The organism is Acinetobacter sp. 16 (assembly GCF_033439925.1).
Classification (GTDB): domain Bacteria; phylum Pseudomonadota; class Gammaproteobacteria; order Pseudomonadales; family Moraxellaceae; genus Acinetobacter; species Acinetobacter junii.
In genome coordinates this window covers 1,516,284-1,534,974 of sequence record NZ_CP137746.1, presented here as the reverse complement: position 1 = coordinate 1,534,974, position 18,691 = coordinate 1,516,284, and the positions used below count along the sequence as shown (strand labels likewise).

The window sequence follows — 18,691 nt, the reverse complement described above, 5'->3', positions numbered from 1 at the left end:
ACCGATCTTATGTTCGGATTCAATTCGGGTAAAAATGAAGATTTTTTATCCTATATTTTTCTAATATTGATACGACTCAACAAGTAATCTCAATCATAAAAATTCACAGCAATTAAAATTAAAAACAATAATTATCATTAATTTAAATAAAACATAATTAAGAAAAAAATAATGAAATAATTTTATTTATCTTATCTAAACTGGTGTTTATTACAAATTCAAAAGTATAATTTAAAAATTAGTAATTATTTTTGTTCGGATTAATTTAATAGAACTTTCATGAGATATCAGGGCATGCTAATCTGACAATATGTTCGGATTTTATTTTTCACTGAAATGGCTACTCGTAAACCTCGTCAAAATCGCTCAAAAGTTACTGTTGATACTATTATCGAAGCAGGTTTTATCGCTGTTGCTGTCAATGGAACCAGTGGAACAACGACCCGTCATATTGCTGATATTGCTGGAGTGAGTGTAGGTTCACTTTATGAATACTTTAAGAATAAAGAAGAAATTTATGATGCGATGGCCAAATCTTTTGTAAAAGAAGTATTAGATATGGTGAAAGAACTTACTCCTATCATCGTGGAAATGGAGCTTGAACCATTGTTTCAGATGATCTTTTATACGTTCCGAGATTTGCTCACACGCGATAATGATCGTTATCTTATATGTCTACGCTATGCCACAGAACTTAAATATGAACGCTATATTGGACAAATTGAAATGGCGTTGATGGAAGTGCTCATGAAATATATGATGCGCCATCCTCGATATCTAAAAGTTAATAATTTGAGTGTTACAGCTTATATCAGTATCAACAGCAGTATCTTTAACGTCGCTCGTCATCTCATCTTACCTAACCCTCAAATTAGCTTTGATGAAATGGTTAAAGGTTTAAGTACGATGATTATTAGCTATATCGAAACAGAGCTAGCAAAAGCTGAGGCATAAATTATTGATTGCCTTTAAAAATTCTAGATGAATGTGCTGGTTGAATCTTTTGAATATTCTGCTTCTGTTGTGACGGCATATAATCTGGTTGATTACTGACCGCAAGGAAGAAGAAAACTAAAAATAAGCAACCAAGTAAAATACTGATACCAACTGTTAAGTATGGAAACTTAGATTGTTGCTGAGACATATTGTCTACTCCTATTTAAATACAAGTATTCGGTTCTAAAATCTTTAAATCATGGATAAAGTTTTATAACTTGATCCATTTTGGATATGAGTCTGCATGTATTCGGCATAGACTGATAATTTTTCAAAAATATGTTCCGAATAAAACATGTCTTCAATCAAATGAGCTGCTTGTACTTCACTAAGTTGACTTATTTGTGCAATAAGTTTTGCGTTTAAAGATGAAAACAATGTACAAATATTTCGATGGAAATCATCTTTGTTTTTAAACAACAATTTCCGAGTATTTAACATTTCATCCTTTACAATACTTTCTTCATAAACTGTCTGAATGACACTAATCTTTACACTTAAGAAATCCTGCAACTGTTGAAGTTGCTGATGATTCATCGCTGATGATGTGATCAAAAAAATTTGCGAAATATCTGATCGACAGAGTGCTTTAACCAAGTTTCTAAATAGAAAGTCTTCTTGGTTTTTGGGTTGATCGACAACATCTACATAAACTTTCAGACTTTGCAGCAAATCTATGACATTCAACTTCACTCTTTTTTCTGCCTGATAATATTGATTTAATATCTTTAAAATCGAAGATGAATTGAGCGTGGTATAAATCACAGGCTGATTTAAATTGGCAAGCACAAACGGCGCAATTAAATATGCTAGATTTTGGTCATTCTCATAAATTTGAGTTTTCACAATGTAAGTCACTTTCTCTTTAGCAAAATTTCTCAAGACTTTTGCTCTTAATAAAGTCGCTTCAAGATTCACATATTCAAGTTGTAATTCTTCCTTAATCAGTGATGAAGGCATACTGCCTTCAAAAACTGCTGTCATCGCATTAAGTTCTTTAGTCACAAACATCGAATACGCCCTGTCAAATCGAAACACTCTTTAGAACCAAATAAACCCAAATTTTGTGTTTGGAGTTTTAATCGTTCATGGTGTTATTTTGAGCGTTACTTAAAGTATTGAATAGCTACAGAGCATGCTTAAAAAAATATAACAGATGATTCGATTGGACTAAATCTGTTATAAAATCCTGATAGATTTTCTTTAAAATAAAAGCAGATATCATTAGGGCTGCAAACTTCATGTATAAGTCTGAACAGTTAGCACACAATCTAAAATTACTGATCGAAAATGGCACTTGGAAGGCACATAGCAAACTTCCATCTCTACGTGAACAAGTACAACGTTCAGGTTTTAGCTTGATCACAGTGATGAATGCTTACCAAGAATTAGAGGCACAAGGATTAATTTATTCAAAAGAAAAATCTGGTTATTTTGTTGCTGAGCAAGTATCGACCCAAATTCCACAAACACACTCAATTGTTGCATTGAATCCCAAAATTGAAATTAACTCTCTGGTATTTAAATATCTAAAATCGATTCAATCTAAACATATCAGTCCGCTGGGCTCGGCATTTCCTGATAGTCAGTTGCTCTATCCACCCAAGCTGATTCAAATCATGGGACAACTCTCCCGTAACCGACATAGTTACGACCAAACCACCAATCTTCCACCTGGGAATTTGGAACTTCGGAAACTGATCGCCCAACGTTATTGTATGCAAGGTATTCCAACCGATGCGGATGATATTGTTATCACCTCTGGAGGCTTGGAAGCACTCAATCTGTCTTTGCAAGCGATCACACAACCTGGTGATTATATTTTATTGCAGCAAACTATTTTTTATGGCGCTTGGCAGGCAGCCGAACGTTTAGGATTGAAAGTCATTACACTTCCTGAACATCCACAGCATGGTTTTGATATTGAAGCTTTTGAACAAGTGATTAAGACGTATCCAATCAAAGTCTGCTGGTTTATGCTCAATGCACACAATCCAATTGGCTTTACAGTCAGCGATGAAATCAAATTTAAAATTGCTCAACTTTTGCATGAACATCAAATTCATTTAATTGAAGATGATGTCTATGAAGAATTGTTTTATGGCAGTCAGAAACCACTTCCAATGAAGTATTTTGATCAACAAAATTTAGTATTACACTGCTCTTCTTTCTCGAAAACTTTAGGTTCTGGTTTTCGTATGGGCTGGGTCTATGCAGGTAAATTCTCAGAGCACATTCAACATTTACAACTGATGAGCACGATTTCTGCGAATGCGCTCATACAAAATACCCTTGTTGAATTTTTAACCCATCATCATTATGAAAAGCATTTAAGAACGCTTAGACGTTCATTAGAAAAGAATAAAAAACAATTTTTCCAATATCTAAAACAACATTTACCCGAAAACTGCAAGGTATATAATTATCCAAGTGGTTATTTTCTTTGGATTCAATTGCCTGAAAAAGTCAGTAGCATGCAAATCTATGAACTACTGATTCAACAACAGATTGGTATAGCACCCAGTCCGCTATTTAATGTATTGCCTTCACATCAACACTTTATTCGAATGAATTGTTCTTTTGAATGGACTGAAAAAATTCAACATGCCGTGGATCAATTTATTCTAGCTATTGAGAAAGAAATCTCAATTTAACTAGATTTGGCTACGCTACGCTTTCGATATTGGCTTGGTGTTTCTCCAAAGGCCTTTTTAAAAGCACGGATAAAATTGGTCGCTTCTTCATAACCAACAATGCTTGCAATATCTTGGATGCTATATTGTTTGTGTTGCAGCATTTTTTTAGCCTCCGTAAATCGTACATCAGCTAGAATCTGTAAGAAAGTCGTCCCTTGCGCCTGTAAATGTCTTTTTAGAGTTCGTTCAGACATATTCAAACGTTCAGCAATCATGGGCAATGTGGGATAACCATTGCTTGAGTTATACAATAATTCTGAGCGAATACTTTTCTGTAAATCCCTTATATTTTCTTTAACTAACCGCCATTTATCATTTTCACAATACAAAAGTGCCTGCTGAAAAGAAACTTGATCAGCATTTTTATTTTTGCAGTTAAGGAAGAATTTAGGAAAACGAAGCCCATTTCTTTTTTGACTAAAATGTATCTTAACTTTTGAAAGCTCAATACACTGGTAATCATTGCTTTCTTCCCAATCAAGAAAGACTTCACTCTGCTCAATCAGCTCTTTTGAAAATAAACTTAAAAAATGAATTGCACCAAAGATCAAACATTCGACTAGAAATGATCGTAATTGCGCTGATTGTTGCTCATCACCAAATCTAACAGGATGTACATCATCTAAATAAACATAGACAAAATCCTGATCAATAGTCCATTCAGGTGTGAAATTTTGAATCCGAGTACAGAAATATTGCTGACAGAGTGTCAAAGCAGTTTCAACATCAGCACAACTTAAAAATGCAAAGCCCAATGCCCCATGTGAAGTAGGACGAAGTTTGAGTCCATACTCAATACCCAAGCGATGATTGCCTGTGAGTTGTAATGCATTCACCACCAGCTTAGACCACTGATGAGCACTCATTTTGGCATCAGCATGTTTCATAGCTGATAGAACCAACCCAGTATTATGTAAAACAGTTTGATTCTCTATGCCATAGGCTTCAGTAATTTCTAATAATACATGAGCATAAGAAACAGAAATGTTTTCTTGAAACAGCCCAAAAGGATCACGCATAGCACATCCAATGTCCTAAAATGATCATTAATATGGCATAGTCTACCCTATTGGGCGAGCAGTTTATTCTGAATAATCAGTCATAGATAAATGAATAAACTTAGAGGAATTGCTTAAATGGCAAGCCTACATCTCGATAAACAACAATCCATTTATGTGCTGACATTAATCAACGGCGATCAGGAAAATGCGCTCAACAAAGACGTTTTAGATGAATATATTTCGGTTTTTGATGAAATTGAAAACGATAAAAATAACGCGAGCCTGATTATTCGAAGTGATCATCACAAAACGTTTTGTAATGGTTTAGATCTCGCGTGGTTGATGCAACAATCTATCGAAGATAAAAAAGCATTTACTATTCAACTAGAAGATATGTTACTTCGCTTAGCATTATTGAATCTCCCTGTAATTGCTGAAATCAATGGCAATGCTTATGCAGGCGGTGCGATCTTAGCATCAGCTTGTGACTTTAGATTTATGCGGTCAGATAAAGGTCGATTCTGTTTTCCTGAAATAAAACTTACCATTCCTTTTACCGATATCATTGCAGAAATTGTCCAACTGCTACCTAATCAATATGCAACTTGGGAAATGTCGTTGACAGGCAAATCGATGACAGGCGTTGAATGTTTACAAGCTCAAGTAGTGAGCCAGATACATTCTGTTGAATCCTTACAGACTGAAACTTTACGATTTGCAGAAGATATGTCACAGAAACATCGCCTGACCTATGCCGTAATTAAACGTCAATTGCGCCATCGAATTGTAGAAATTGCCAAACAACGACAGTTGTATAATCCTGAAAAATTTGCACATCCTTTTATTCTTTAACTTAATTTTTAGCATGAATTAGAAATAGGAAATTACAATGAAAACTATGCAAGGAAGAACTGTTTTTATCACAGGTGGAAGTCGTGGTATTGGTCGATCAATTGCAATAAAGGTCGCCCAAGCAGGTGCTAATGTCGTGATTGCTGCGAAGACTGCTGTCGAAACACCTAAATTATCAGGCACGATATACAGTGTTGCAGAAGAAATTAAAGCTGCGGGTGGTAAGGCACTTCCTCTCATTTTAGATGTACGAGATGAGCAACAAATTCATTCTGCTATACAACAAACAGTTGAAACCTTCGGCGGGTTAGATGTGCTCATCAATAATGCAGGCGCAATCGCTCTCACTGGTGTTGAGTCAACTTCCCTAAAACAATATGACTTGATCCAGACCATTAATCACAGAGCGACATTTATCTGTGCTCAAGCAGCATTGCCCTACTTAAAAAAATCTTCAAACCCACATATTTTGAGTTTGTCTCCACCAGTCAATATGTCACCGAAATGGTTAGGAATGCTTTCTCCCTATGCATTATCTAAATATGGAATGAGTATTCTCACACTAGGTATGGCGGAAGAGTTTCGGCAATATGGAATTTCTTGTAATACCTTATGGCCAGAAACTTATATTGCGACTGCTGCGGTTTCAAAAAATTTGGGAGAAGAAAATACCCTACAACTAAGTCGCAAACCCGAAATTATGGCAGATGCAGCTTATGCAATTTATACAACTAATCGTGGTGAACTCACAGGACAAAGTTTAACTGATGAGCAAGCGCTTGCAAGAATTGGGATCACTGAACTAGGCGGCTATGCTTGTATTGAAGGAAAGACAGAATTACAAAAAGATTTCTTTTTAGATTAACTTCTAAGACAAAAGCGACCTTAAAACTATGGTCTTAAGGTCGCTTATTGTTATTTCACCCGTATTAACCTGGGAAAATACCACGCTCTTTACGTGCTTTTAAGATACGCTCACAACCAAGAATAAATGCTGCGGTTCTTAGCGTACATACTTTCTCGTTGGCAGTATTCCAAACATCATGGATTGCTTGAATCATCAGATTATCAAGACGTTCGTTAATCTCTTCTTCTGACCAGAAGTAGCTCGACATATCTTGAACCCATTCAAAGTAAGAAACAGTTACACCACCCGCATTACAGATAACGTCTGGGACAACCGTAATACCTCGTTGAACTAGAATATCATCAGCTTCAGGATATGTTGGTCCGTTTGCACCTTCTAAAACCAACTTCGCAGTTAATTTTTGTGCACGTTCAACTGTGATTTGACCTTCTAAAGCTGCTGGAATCAAAATATCCATTTCCACATCCCAGAATGCTTCATCACTGATCGCTTGCGCACCAGCAAAACCGCCCACACCTTGATTTGTTTGAAGATAAACTTTTAACTCTTCAAGGTTAATACCTTCTGGATTATAAATCGTACCTGTATGGTCTTGAATAGTTACGACTTTAGATTTTGACTCAGCGAATAAATACGCAGCTTCACTACCTACGTTACCAAAACCTTGAACTGCGATTTTCGCACCATCTAAAGGTAATTTGATCTTCTCAGCAACTTGTTGACCTGTGATAAACACACCACGACCCGTTGCTTTGATACGACCTAATGAACCACCTAAATGTACAGGTTTACCAGTTACAACACCTGTCACAGTATGACCTTGACCAGATGAATATGTATCCATGATCCAACCCATGACATTTGGGTTTGTACCCACATCAGGTGCTGGGATATCTTTTTGTGGTCCAATGATGTGACTAATTTCACTGGTATAACGACGTGTCAAACGTTCTAACTCACGAGGTGAAAGTTTACGCGGATCAACACGTACACCACCTTTTGCACCACCAAATGGAAGATTTAAAACTGCAGTTTTAATCGTCATCCACGCAGAGAGTGCCATCACTTCATTTAAGTCAACATCTGGATGAAAACGAATACCACCTTTACCTGGACCACGTGATAAATTGTGTTGAACACGATAGCCTTCAAAGTGCTGGATCGTACCGTCATCCATTACAATCGGCACATCCACAATCAAGGCACGTTTAGGGCGCTTCAATGTGTCGATGTAATCTTTTAAATGCTCTAAGTAAGGCGCAACGCGATCGATTTGTTCGAGGTAAGTTGACCATGGACCGTTATTTTGAGAGATATAAGATAAATTAGACATTGTCTATCCTTATAAAATGAAAATAGATGGGTCAGCTCACGCCGAGCCATCAGTCAAAAATGTAGTTAAAAATAATATAAGCGGCTAATTTGGCTGTTCGATTATCCAAATCAAACCGTGGATTGCATTCAGCCACATCGAAAACTCGAATTTTTCCAGATTTCTTTATGGCTTGAAACAATGGATCAAAGACCGAAAGATCAATTCCTTTGACCGCAGGTGCACTCACACCGGGAGCAATGCTGGCATTAAATACATCGAGATCTACTGTAATGTATAACGCGTCAATTTTTTCTATAAAACCGTTAATTTTCGATATCAAATGGTCAATTTCTGAAAGCTGAAGTTGCTGATCGTATATATATTGACAGTTCAGGCGATCTGCCGTGTCAAACAAAGCTTTCGTGTTTGAATGCTTTGCGACACCGATGCATAAATAATGAAATTCTTTTTGATTCTGTTCTGATAATTTTGCAGCATTTAAAAATGGTGTACCTGAAGTCACCTGCTCTGCTTCACGCAAATCAAAGTGTGCATCAAAATTAATGATTCCAATTTTTTGCTGCGGCTCATGATGTTGGATGTATTGGAATAGTCCTGAAAAACTTCCAAAAGCAACCTCATGACCACCACCTAGAACAATCGGTTTCATTCCCTGTTGCAAACTTCGTTCAACTTGATCTGCTAACTCAGCTTGTGCCTTTTCTAATTGACCTTGCTCACATACGACTGTACCAATATCAACAATTGATACAGATTGGTGTACAGGTAAATTTGCCAATTGTGCTCGAATCATATCAGGTGCATCCGCTGCGCCTAAACGACCTTTATTTCGTTTTACACCTTCATCCGAACCAAAACCAATTAAGGCAAATGAAGCATGTTGTGTGGTATTTACCACATGATGGATACGTCGATGTTCTTCACCATCGCCATCATGTCGTCCTTGCCATGTAAATGAATGATTCATATTAAATATCGCTAATTAAAACTGTTTGCACTACACACAAATTTCATTGCCATGCTGAATAATACGTTTAGGCAAATCTCCACCTAACCAGTACACAATCTCAGATGGATGTTCAATTTCCCAAGCAATAAAGTTAGCAACTTTGCCTACTTCTAGACTGCCATGTGAATCTTGTAGTCCCAAAGCATGTGCAGCATGAATAGTCACTCCTGCTAATGTTTGTTCAGGTGTTAAGCGAAATAAGGTGCTTCCCATGTTCATCATCAAACGTAATGACAATGCTGGAGAAGTTCCAGGATTTAAGTCGCTCGACAAAGCAATACGGACACCATGTTTATGCAAACTCTCTAGTGGAGGAAGTTGTGTTTCCCTCAAGAAATAGAATGCACCAGGTAGTAACACTGCAACGGTTCCTGAAGCAGCCATTGCTTTGACATCATCTTCAGTCATAAATTCCAAATGATCTGCAGACAATGCGTGGTAACGAGCAGCAAGACTAGAGCCACCAAGAGAAGACAGTTGTTCAGCATGCAATTTAACTGGGAGATTGAGTGCATGTGCTGTGTTAAATATACGTTCAACTTGTGCAGGTGAAAATGCTAAATACTCACAAAATGCATCGACCGCATCCACGAGTCCTTCTTGATGTAGTTTTGGCAACATTTCTGTACAAATATGATCAACATACGCATCACTTTGATCTTTATATTCAGGAGGTAAAGCGTGCGCTGCTAAGCATGTACTGCGTACAGTCATTGGCAAAATATCTGCAATTTGACGAATCACACGCAACATTTTACGTTCATTCAGATAGTCCAAACCGTATCCCGATTTAATCTCGATGGTGGTAACCCCATCTTTGAGTAAACAGCGAATACGTTTTAGTGCTGAAGCAAGTAACTCATCTTCGCTCGCTTCACGAGTTGCACGAACAGTACTGGCAATACCACCACCATTTGCCGCGATCTCAGCATAGCTAACGCCTTGCAAACGCTGCTCAAACTCAACACTACGATTGCCACCGAATACGCTATGGGTATGACAATCAATTAAACCGGGCGTTAACCATGATCCATTTAAATTAATGGTTTCAGCATAATTGTCATTGGGTATATCACTTTCACGACCAATCCAGTGGATGCAATTTCCAGATGTCACTAAAGCAGCATGTTCAATACTGTTGTATTTCCCATCCTGCATAGTAGCGATATGACAGTTTTTCCAAAGCTTTTTCATTTTAGATCCTCTCCCTGTTCAAGAGCTATACGCTCTTGAACAGTTAGGTTATTAGCTTTCCATTTTGAAATTTTGTGGTAAATCCTGATCAACCTTGATCGCATCTTGTTTTGGTTTAACCCAAATGTTGTATGCAATACACAGTAAAACCAACCATGTAATACCGACATATAATGCAGGTCTTGAGTCAGGGAAATAACCCATCATTGCCAAGATAAACAACATGAATGCAATAGCAAATGCAGGAGCATACGGCCAACCAATCACAGGGAAATCTAGTGCTTTAATCTGTTCTTTCGACATCTTACGACGCATCGCAACTTGTGAAAGTAAGATCATCAACCATACCCAAACTGTTGCAAATGTTGCGATTGATGCAATGATAAGGAATACATTTTCTGGAATTAAATAGTTGAGAAGCACACCGATAAGTAAGACTCCAGCCATAACAACAACAGTCATCCATGGCACACCATTTTTAGAGATTTTTTGAAACACTTGCGGTGCTTGTCCACGACTCGACATACCAAACAGCATACGTCCCGCACCAAATACATCACTATTAATCGCTGATACCGCAGCAGTGATGACAACAATATTCAAAATTGTTGCAGCCGATCCGATTCCTAGATTCTCAAAAATTTGTACAAATGGACTACCTTGGCTACCTATTTGATTCCAAGGGAAAATCGACATCAAAACAAAAATTGTTAGCACATAAAATAATAAGATACGTACTGGAACAGCGTTAATTGCTTTAGGAATAGAGGTCTTTGGATCTTTAGATTCACCCGCAGTGATCCCAATAATTTCAATACCACCGAAAGCAAATACAACGACAGATAAACAAGCAATCAAACCCGCAATACCATTTGGCATAAAGCCTTCATGAATCCATAAGTTTTGAATACCTGTTGTGAAACCTGCTTGATCGGCATTGAAACCATAAATCATCAGCCCTAAGCCACCCAAAATCATGGCAACAATCGCGGTCACTTTTACGATTGAAAGCCAGAACTCTAGCTCGCCAAAAACTTTGACATGAATGAGGTTAATTGCACCTAAGAACATGATCAGTGACAGAATCCAAATCCATCGAGGAACATCTGGATACCAGAATCCCATATAGATTCCAAAAGCAGTCACATCAGCCAGCGCAACAATGATCATTTCAAATACATAAGTCCAACCTGTGGTAAAACCTGCAAGTGGTCCAATGTACTGTGAAGCATAGTGACTGAAAGAGCCTGAAACTGGATTTTGAACAGCCATCTCTCCTAATGCGCGCATCACGATATATATTGCGATCCCTGCAACAATATATGCGAGCAAAACTGATGGACCTGCCATTTTAATGGCTGTTGCTGAACCGTAAAAAAGTCCCGTTCCTATCGCTGAACCTAATGCTAAGAAACGGATGTGACGGGTGTTTAATCCCCGCTGTAAAGTGGAGTGTTGTGACATTATTATCTCCAATCCTTGAGGAAATATAGTTAGAGTCGGTCACTCCATGTGACCGTTATCTTGATTAAGCGTTTGATAGACTAGGCAAAAGATTTGGGAGGATGAGCTCATTCAAACAGCCACTTGCGAGTAATTCACTTGCCTGTTCAATATCAGGAGCGAAGAAACGATCTTCACTGTAGTAAGGAACTTGGTTACGTAATACTTTTCGAGCACGTTCAAGTTTTGGAGAGCTTTTTAAACCTTCACGGAAATCAAGCCCCTGACATGCACCTAACCATTCCACTGCAAGAATGCCACGAACGTTATCTGCCATATACCACAAGCGCTTACCAGCATTTGGTGCCATAGAAACATGGTCTTCTTGGTTTGCTGAAGTTGGCAAACTATCCACACTTGCAGGATGTGCTAAAGCTTTGTTGTCACTTGCCAATGCTGCGGCAGTCACTTGAGCGATCATAAATCCAGAATTGACACCACCATTAGCGACTAAAAATGGTGGAAGTTGTGACATATGACGATCCATCATCATCGAAATACGGCGTTCAGACAGTGAACCCATTTCTGCAATTGCCAGTGCCAAATTATCTGCCGCCATCGCCACAGGCTCAGCATGGAAATTACCACCTGAGATCACATCGCCTTCAGCTGCGAAAACCAGTGGATTATCTGATACAGCATTTGATTCAATTTCTAATACTTCCGCTGCCTGACGAATTTGAGTCAAACAGGCACCCATCACTTGCGGTTGGCAACGTAATGAATATGGGTCTTGAACTTTGCTGCAATCTTCATGCGAATGTGCAATTTCACTTGAATCAGTGAGTAAGTCACGATAAGCCGCAGCAACATCTATTTGACCACGTTGACCACGCACCTCATGGATACGAGCATCAAATGGCGCACGTGAACCCAACATCGCTTCTACACTTAGACCACCACAAACCGTAGCAGCAGCAAATAAATCTTCTGCTTCAAATAAACCGCGAAGTGCATATGCTGTTGAAACTTGTGTACCATTTAACAGCGCCAAGCCTTCTTTAGCCGCTAGGGAAATTGGTTCTAAGCCAGCAACTTTCAATGCATCAACTGCTGAAAGCCACTCACCTTTATGGCGAGCTTTACCCTCACCTAATAACACTAAAGACATATGTGCTAATGGTGCTAAATCTCCAGATGCACCTACCGATCCTTTAAGTGGAATATGTGGATACACTTCAGCGTTGATCAACGCAAGAATGGCATCAATCACTTTACGGCGAATGCCTGAGAAACCACGTGCCAAGCTGTTTGCTTTGAGCAACATAATTAAACGAACCATCGCATCATCTAATGGTTCACCAACACCTGCTGCATGAGAAAGTACCAGTGAACGTTGTAATTTTTCTAAATCTTTAGGCGCAATTTTAGTTGAAGCGAGCAAGCCAAAACCAGTATTGATCCCGTAAGCGGTACGGCCTTCATTCACTATTTTTTCGACACATGCAACACTGGCATTAATCCCTGCTGATGCACTGTCATCAAGTTTGACTTTAATTGGATTTAGGTAGGCATGACGAAGATCTGCTAAGGTAAGTTTGCCGGGTTGAATTAAAAGTTCCATCGTTGGCGTCCTGTTTTGCATTCTATTGTTCGCTTACGATGCTGCTTACACAATTGCAAAAAGCATCGTAATGTTGTTGTCTGTTTACTGCGTAATCATAGGCAAGTTCAAACCTTGCTCTTTAGCGCACTCGATCGCAATGTCATAGCCTGCGTCAGCGTGACGCATCACTCCTGTTGCAGGATCATTGGTTAATACACGAGCAATACGTGCTGCCGCTTCATCTGTACCATCACATACAATCACAACACCTGAATGTTGAGAGAAGCCCATACCAACACCACCACCATGATGTAAAGAAACCCAAGTTGCACCACCTGCTGTATTTAAGAGCGCATTTAATAATGGCCAATCAGATACTGCATCTGAACCATCTTGCATCGCTTCTGTTTCACGATTCGGACTTGATACTGAACCTGAATCTAAATGATCACGACCAATGACGATCGGAGCTGAAAGCTCACCACTGCGAACCATTTCATTAAAAGCTAAACCAAGTTTGGCACGTAGACCTAATCCCACCCAACAAATACGCGCTGGTAGACCCTGGAAGCTAATACGTTCACGTGCCATATCCAACCAACGATGCAAATGTTCATCATCAGGGATTAATTCTTTTACTTTTGCATCTGTTTTATAGATATCTTCTGGATCACCTGAAAGTGCAACCCAACGGAATGGTCCTACACCGCGACAGAACAATGGGCGAATATAAGCAGGTACGAAACCTGGGAAATCAAAAGCGTTCGCAACACCTTCTTCTTGTGTCATTTGACGAATGTTGTTGCCATAGTCAAATGTTGGCACACCCATTTTTTGGAAATCAAGCATCGCTTGAACATGCTTTGCCATAGATTGTTTAGCGGCTTTCACCACAACTTCTGGTTCAGTTTTAGCACGCTCACGGTATTCTTCCCATGTCCAACCCACTGGCAAATAACCATTAAGTGGATCATGTGCGCTGGTTTGGTCAGTGACCATATCAGGACGTACACCGCGACGAACTAATTCAGGTAAAATTTCTGCTGCATTACCATGTAAAGCGATCGAAACTGCTTTACCTTCTTTGGTGTATTTTTCAATACGTGCTAATGCATCATCCAAATCAGTCGCTTGTTCATCAACATAACGTGTGCGTAAACGGAAATCGATACTGGTTTGTTGGCATTCGATATTCAATGAACATGCACCAGCCAATGTTGCTGCTAATGGTTGAGCACCGCCCATACCACCTAAGCCAGCAGTCAGTACCCAACGACCTGTTAAATCACCGTTGTAATGTTGACGACCTGCTTCAACAAAAGTTTCATATGTACCTTGTACAATGCCTTGGCTACCAATGTAGATCCAAGAACCTGCTGTCATTTGACCGTACATAGCCAAACCTTTTGCATCTAGCTCATTGAAGTGTTCCCAATTCGCCCAATGTGGAACTAAGTTCGAGTTTGCAATCAAAACACGTGGCGCATCTTTATGGGTTTTGAACACGCCAACAGGTTTACCTGATTGAACCAACAAGGTTTCATCCGCTTCTAAGTTTTTTAAAGTTTCAACAATTTTATCAAAGCATTCCCAGTTACGTGCAGCACGACCGATCCCACCATAAACAACGAGTTCTTTTGGATTTTCTGCCACATCAGGGTCAAGATTATTCATTAGCATGCGTAACGGCGCTTCAGTTAACCAACTTTTTGCATTCAGTTGTGTACCACGTGGTGCGCGAATTTCTACGTCACGAAATTTTGTTGTCATTGTAGTCACAATCGGACTCCTTCCTTTGAGATTTGAACCGCAAATTAAACTGCTTTTAACGTATAGCAATGTATTAACTTGTATATACATCTATATACTACACAAATCTTTTATCTTGAAAAGATGCATTTCATTCCATTTATGAAAATAAATTTTAAACATATGAAATAAATTGATTTATTTTTATTAAGACCATAAAAAACCCATACAACTAAAAATTGTATGGGTTTTAAAAAAGTGTGAATTATTTAAATTTTCGTGAGTCGAATCGCACAAACTTGCTTTTTATCCTGCTTACCAAAAGAAATACTTTTCATGTAATTCCGATCTTTTATAATTAAACTTTATTGATGTTCAAGATAGAAAATAGATTCATTTATTTTAATTTCTAAAGGTTCTAAACTTTGATTAAAAACAAAAAACAAATCAGCAGAACTCGTTATTTCAGAAGCAGCAGACTCGAACATCCATTCATAATCTGCATGAAATTTTTTAGCATCATATATCAGATTAAAGTCTCGAATCTTTCCATTGGGCAATTCACAACTAACCTGACTGTCTCTACTGAACTTTATCGATTCCAGATATTGTAAATGCTTCACTTGATGATCAATATTCAGCAAAATATCTTGACCTTCCAAAACCGTCAAATAGCGTTGCATACCATCAAATTTGGAAAGCGAACCAGACGTTTTCACGTCCGCCATGGAAATACGCCAATCAAATAACTCAAGGCTACTCCCTTCACTCCGAGCAAGTTCAATTGTATAGCCTGCACCATTTTTCCACAGCATGCGTTTATAATCTGCTGAGCTTAGATGCTGAATCATTGCGTAAATTTACCTTCCAAATAATAACGACTACCTGGATAAATCAAACGTGCACTAGAAATCAGTTGTTTATTTGACCATGTGCGACGGCGAATCAATAGGCAAGGTTCTGTCTTATTAATCTTCAACCATTTACATTCTTGAGCCGAAGCTAAAATCGCCGTAACCACATGCTCACCCTCAGTCACAGGTGCTTTTGACATCAAATAAGCATTTGGCGTAATCGCTGTAAAATCTTGCGCTAAATAATCAGGTATCAGCACTGGATCAACTAAACGATCTTCTATTTGTACAGGCACATCATTTTCATAATGCACAATAATCGAATGAAATAGCTTTTGCTCTTCACGCATCTGCATTAATACGCTTTGTTCTGTGTTGGCTTGAACTTGTTCCAACACCAATACTTCTGCACGATGTTTATGATTTCGGGCGATAATCTCTTCGGCAATATTATTCACATGAAATAAAGCTGTGCGTCCTTGTCCTTCTGCAACAAATGAACCTACACCTTGTATGCGTACTAGCAAGCCCTCACTGGTCAACTCGCGCAACGCACGATTAACTGTCATACGACTACAACCAAGCAAATTTACTAATTCACTTTCGGATGGAATCTTTTTATTGACTGTCCATGTGCCTTCGTAGATTTTCTGTGAAATCATTTGTTTCACTCGCAAGTACAAAGGTACAGGACTGTCTTCCCCGAGTGATAAATCCAAATCAGTTTGCTTGGATGTTCTTGACATTGATTAAAACTCATACACAATACTTTGAGCTATTGTATATAGATTATCGCCAATTTGTATATACAAGCTTATACAATCAAACGTCTAAAATTAAATTAATGTTGAATTTCATTTGCTTGGTTTTTCAAAATTCTAAACTTGTATAACCCTAAACTGTATAACGCTTACTCAAACCCCAATCTGCCAATATACGGCGATACATGGTCGAAGAACGATCCGCTTCAAAATGTGCTTCCATGGTAATATCTACAGGTAATTCTTCAGGTTTTTGAGACTCTACCATCTCTTGATCTTCTGCAAAAATTTGTGCATTAAAGTCATAAACAGCTTGCAAATCCCCAGTGGTATCAAAGTTACGTGTCAGTGGTACAAACAATCGAGTTTTGTTATGCGAGATTGGGCAACAAGCATTTAAAATCTTTAACACACCATCATTCGGAAAATGAATCGTCAATACTGCTGAGAATGGTGGATAAACATCAAAAATCCGCTCCCAAAGAAAATCATCAGGCGCTAAATGTTGCATCCCATGCTGGTAATTACTGACGTTACTGACATATTCCGTATGTAACCCATAATCGGTGCGTTCAGTTAAATATTTCGGAACAACTGGATTTTCACGGTCAGCAAAGGCTTCATGATGCACCCAAGCAAAATGTGCCACATCAATAAAGCCCTCTAATTGACGACCACTCGAACCAGCAATATCCACATATGGAGGTAGAATTACTTGGTGTTCTTCTGAATCCCATGTATCCAGTACTGGGAAATTTGCCAAGCTTTCATCTCTGCCTAAAATACTCGTCCATACCAAACCATATTTTATAACTACTGGAAATTTGGTTAAGGAAAAACGATCAGAAATTTTGGTTAAATCCGGCTGCGCAGGAATTTTTGTGCATTTACCTTGCTCATTGAAATGCAAACCATGATAAGGGCAAATAATCGTTTCACCTTCGACCCAACCTTTGCTTAACGGTACACCTCGATGTGGGCAAATATCACGAACTAAATGAATGTTGCCTGACTCCGTTTTATAAATCGCCATATTCATATCAAGCAACGTGACTTGCTGTGGCTTAGTCGTTACGTCTTCAACTCGTGCTACGGGATACCAATGTTGAGCCAATATATGCCAATCCTGATCGTCAAACTGACTGTGACAAGGTTTATTTGGAAGATTGATTGAAGGAATTGCATTCATGCTTTGCTCTCATTTTCTGCTAAAGATCACGGATCTATATGGCTTAAATGCAGTGTGGAACAGAATGTTTTTTTCGTCTATTAGAATGAATTTGATCAATCATTCTAAAAATTAGAACAGTAACGGCACTAAAATTGCTTTTGTATAAATACTTATTTTTATAAAACGTACATGTAATGGCATTACCCTTTTCTCGCTTCGCTGAATATTTTATTGCAGTCGCCAAAACAGGTAGTTTAAGAAAAGCAGCGGATCAGCTTTTTATTTCTGTTTCAGCAGTACATCGTCAGATCGTTTTGGCTGAAGAAGAACTTGGTGTAGCTCTATTTGAACGTTTGCCGAATGGCTTAAAACTGACCTTGGCTGGTGAGTTGCTATATGCAGATTTGCGAAGTTGGCAAAAAGACTTTCAAATAACACAAAAGCGCTTGAATGAAATCCAAGGCTTACAGCGTGGTTCAATTGATTTTGGTGTCATTTCCGCACTCAGTGAAAGTTTTATCACGGATGTGATTCAAACCATTCATCAAGATTATCCTTGGATTAATTTCAATATTCGCGTCTTAGATAGCGACTATGTTGCCGATCTCGTAATTAATGCAGAACTCGATTTTGGTTTAATCCTCAATCCAAAACATCAGCATCAATTGCAAGTCAGCTCATTAAATGCCACTTGGTTTTGTCATTCCCAAACAACATCCCTTAGCAAATAAAGAAAAAATCTATTTCTCCGATACATTGGAGTTCAACCATATCATCGCCGCTGCACCGCTGATTATTCATGATCATGTAATGGCTTTATATAAGAAGCACGATTTTAATCCACCCCATCGAATTGAATGCAACGATATTCGTATGATGCTTTCATTGCTTAGAAATAATCTAGGCATTGGGATCATGAGTTATCTAGATGCCTATGCTTTTATTGAAAATGGTGAATTTGAGTTCAAAACTATTAACGAAAATGGACTACATCCGATTACCCTTGCCTTGTGTGTTGCACCAAAACGGCAACTCTCACGAATATCACAAATTATGATGAATCAAATCATTGAACACATGGAAGCACTAAAATTGCGCATGATTGAGATTATTCAGTAAATAAACTCGATTAACGCACCAAAACAAACCACACAA

General features: G+C 38.4%; 15 protein-coding genes and 2 pseudogenes. 5 read left to right on the top strand and 12 right to left on the bottom strand.

Annotation, left to right across the window (positions count from 1 at the left end; genetic code table 11):
• Positions 1 to 336 precede the first annotated feature (336 nt).
• Positions 337 to 954: a TetR/AcrR family transcriptional regulator gene (locus tag R2H34_RS07560; protein ID WP_042892500.1), complete on the top strand. Its 618-nt coding sequence runs from the start codon at positions 337 to 339 to the stop codon at positions 952 to 954.
• A 1-nt stretch (position 955) separates the two neighbouring features.
• Here the strand turns inward: R2H34_RS07560 and R2H34_RS07555 are convergent, their stop codons facing one another.
• The gene (locus R2H34_RS07555; protein WP_318342541.1) at positions 956 to 1,144 is read right to left on the bottom strand and encodes a hypothetical protein; all 189 of its coding nucleotides are present in this window, start codon (positions 1,142 to 1,144) and stop codon (positions 956 to 958) included.
• 44 nt (positions 1,145 to 1,188) lie between these two features.
• Entirely contained in the window at positions 1,189 to 2,007 is an 819-nt protein-coding gene (locus tag R2H34_RS07550) for a hypothetical protein (protein ID WP_318342540.1), read from the bottom strand.
• A gap of 230 nt (positions 2,008 to 2,237) precedes the next feature.
• Here R2H34_RS07550 and R2H34_RS07545 point away from each other — a divergent pair, with 230 nt between their 5' ends.
• Complete coding sequence (locus tag R2H34_RS07545; protein WP_042893759.1) at positions 2,238 to 3,650, top strand: PLP-dependent aminotransferase family protein; 1,413 nt, start codon at positions 2,238 to 2,240, stop codon at positions 3,648 to 3,650.
• On the opposite strand, the gene R2H34_RS07540 is transcribed toward R2H34_RS07545, so the two are convergent.
• Complete coding sequence (locus tag R2H34_RS07540) at positions 3,647 to 4,711, bottom strand: AraC family transcriptional regulator (protein ID WP_087540737.1); 1,065 nt, start codon at positions 4,709 to 4,711, stop codon at positions 3,647 to 3,649. The genes R2H34_RS07545 and R2H34_RS07540 overlap by 4 nt on opposite strands.
• Before the next feature lie 117 nt (positions 4,712 to 4,828).
• On the opposite strand from R2H34_RS07540, the gene R2H34_RS07535 reads away from it, so the two are divergent.
• Complete coding sequence (locus tag R2H34_RS07535) at positions 4,829 to 5,545, top strand: enoyl-CoA hydratase/isomerase family protein (RefSeq protein WP_087540735.1); 717 nt, start codon at positions 4,829 to 4,831, stop codon at positions 5,543 to 5,545.
• A gap of 37 nt (positions 5,546 to 5,582) precedes the next feature.
• Positions 5,583 to 6,410, top strand: coding sequence for an SDR family oxidoreductase (locus R2H34_RS07530; RefSeq protein ID WP_042892901.1), 828 nt, complete (start codon positions 5,583 to 5,585; stop codon positions 6,408 to 6,410).
• Positions 6,411 to 6,474: 64 nt separating this feature from the next.
• On the opposite strand, the gene R2H34_RS07525 is transcribed toward R2H34_RS07530, so the two are convergent.
• From R2H34_RS07525 to R2H34_RS07485, 9 genes and pseudogenes are all read right to left on the bottom strand, one after another.
• Positions 6,475 to 7,746: a Glu/Leu/Phe/Val family dehydrogenase gene (locus R2H34_RS07525; RefSeq protein WP_042892898.1), complete on the bottom strand. Its 1,272-nt coding sequence runs from the start codon at positions 7,744 to 7,746 to the stop codon at positions 6,475 to 6,477.
• A gap of 49 nt (positions 7,747 to 7,795) precedes the next feature.
• A complete protein-coding gene (gene hutG, locus R2H34_RS07520) occupies positions 7,796 to 8,716 on the bottom strand; it encodes a formimidoylglutamase (RefSeq protein ID WP_042892896.1) in 921 nt (306 codons plus the stop codon).
• A 30-nt stretch (positions 8,717 to 8,746) separates the two neighbouring features.
• Positions 8,747 to 9,952 (bottom strand): imidazolonepropionase, encoded by a 1,206-nt coding sequence (gene hutI, locus R2H34_RS07515; protein WP_042892894.1) that lies wholly within the window; start codon positions 9,950 to 9,952, stop codon positions 8,747 to 8,749.
• Between the two features lie 51 nt (positions 9,953 to 10,003).
• Positions 10,004 to 11,416 carry an amino acid permease gene (locus tag R2H34_RS07510; RefSeq protein ID WP_042892891.1) on the bottom strand — a complete coding sequence of 471 codons (1,413 nt, stop codon included), beginning with the start codon at positions 11,414 to 11,416 and terminating at the stop codon, positions 10,004 to 10,006.
• 64 nt (positions 11,417 to 11,480) lie between these two features.
• Positions 11,481 to 13,019 carry a histidine ammonia-lyase gene (hutH, locus tag R2H34_RS07505; RefSeq protein WP_087540731.1) on the bottom strand — a complete coding sequence of 513 codons (1,539 nt, stop codon included), beginning with the start codon at positions 13,017 to 13,019 and terminating at the stop codon, positions 11,481 to 11,483.
• Positions 13,020 to 13,103: 84 nt separating this feature from the next.
• Positions 13,104 to 14,771 carry a urocanate hydratase gene (hutU, locus tag R2H34_RS07500; RefSeq protein ID WP_087540730.1) on the bottom strand — a complete coding sequence of 556 codons (1,668 nt, stop codon included), beginning with the start codon at positions 14,769 to 14,771 and terminating at the stop codon, positions 13,104 to 13,106.
• Positions 14,772 to 15,019: 248 nt separating this feature from the next.
• Positions 15,020 to 15,601, bottom strand: a pseudogene (locus tag R2H34_RS07495) (HutD family protein).
• A complete protein-coding gene (gene hutC / locus R2H34_RS07490) occupies positions 15,598 to 16,350 on the bottom strand; it encodes a histidine utilization repressor (RefSeq protein ID WP_042892885.1) in 753 nt (250 codons plus the stop codon). The pseudogene R2H34_RS07495 and the gene hutC overlap by 4 nt, the downstream one beginning before the upstream one ends.
• Positions 16,351 to 16,498: 148 nt before the next feature.
• Positions 16,499 to 17,554: an aromatic ring-hydroxylating oxygenase subunit alpha gene (locus R2H34_RS07485; RefSeq protein ID WP_087540728.1), complete on the bottom strand. Its 1,056-nt coding sequence runs from the start codon at positions 17,552 to 17,554 to the stop codon at positions 16,499 to 16,501.
• Between the two features lie 176 nt (positions 17,555 to 17,730).
• Here R2H34_RS07485 and R2H34_RS07480 point away from each other — a divergent pair.
• A pseudogene (locus tag R2H34_RS07480) lies at positions 17,731 to 18,655 on the top strand (LysR family transcriptional regulator).
• The last annotated feature ends 36 nt before the right edge of the window (positions 18,656 to 18,691 follow it).

Bases quoted from the DNA above. Each gene is read 5' to 3' on its own strand.
- R2H34_RS07560 (WP_042892500.1), top strand. From the start codon at position 337: ATGGCTACTCGTAAACCTCGTCAAAATCGCTCAAAAGTTACTGTTGAT.
- R2H34_RS07555 (WP_318342541.1), bottom strand. From the start codon at position 1,144: ATGTCTCAGCAACAATCTAAGTTTCCATACTTAACAGTTGGTATCAGT.
- R2H34_RS07550 (WP_318342540.1), bottom strand. From the start codon at position 2,007: ATGTTTGTGACTAAAGAACTTAATGCGATGACAGCAGTTTTTGAAGGC.
- R2H34_RS07545 (WP_042893759.1), top strand. From the start codon at position 2,238: ATGTATAAGTCTGAACAGTTAGCACACAATCTAAAATTACTGATCGAA.
- R2H34_RS07540 (WP_087540737.1), bottom strand. From the start codon at position 4,711: ATGCGTGATCCTTTTGGGCTGTTTCAAGAAAACATTTCTGTTTCTTAT.
- R2H34_RS07535 (WP_087540735.1), top strand. From the start codon at position 4,829: ATGGCAAGCCTACATCTCGATAAACAACAATCCATTTATGTGCTGACA.
- R2H34_RS07530 (WP_042892901.1), top strand. From the start codon at position 5,583: ATGAAAACTATGCAAGGAAGAACTGTTTTTATCACAGGTGGAAGTCGT.
- R2H34_RS07525 (WP_042892898.1), bottom strand. From the start codon at position 7,746: ATGTCTAATTTATCTTATATCTCTCAAAATAACGGTCCATGGTCAACT.
- hutG (WP_042892896.1), bottom strand. From the start codon at position 8,716: ATGAATCATTCATTTACATGGCAAGGACGACATGATGGCGATGGTGAA.
- hutI (WP_042892894.1), bottom strand. From the start codon at position 9,952: ATGAAAAAGCTTTGGAAAAACTGTCATATCGCTACTATGCAGGATGGG.
- R2H34_RS07510 (WP_042892891.1), bottom strand. From the start codon at position 11,416: ATGTCACAACACTCCACTTTACAGCGGGGATTAAACACCCGTCACATC.
- hutH (WP_087540731.1), bottom strand. From the start codon at position 13,019: ATGGAACTTTTAATTCAACCCGGCAAACTTACCTTAGCAGATCTTCGT.
- hutU (WP_087540730.1), bottom strand. From the start codon at position 14,771: ATGACAACAAAATTTCGTGACGTAGAAATTCGCGCACCACGTGGTACA.
- hutC (WP_042892885.1), bottom strand. From the start codon at position 16,350: ATGTCAAGAACATCCAAGCAAACTGATTTGGATTTATCACTCGGGGAA.
- R2H34_RS07485 (WP_087540728.1), bottom strand. From the start codon at position 17,554: ATGAATGCAATTCCTTCAATCAATCTTCCAAATAAACCTTGTCACAGT.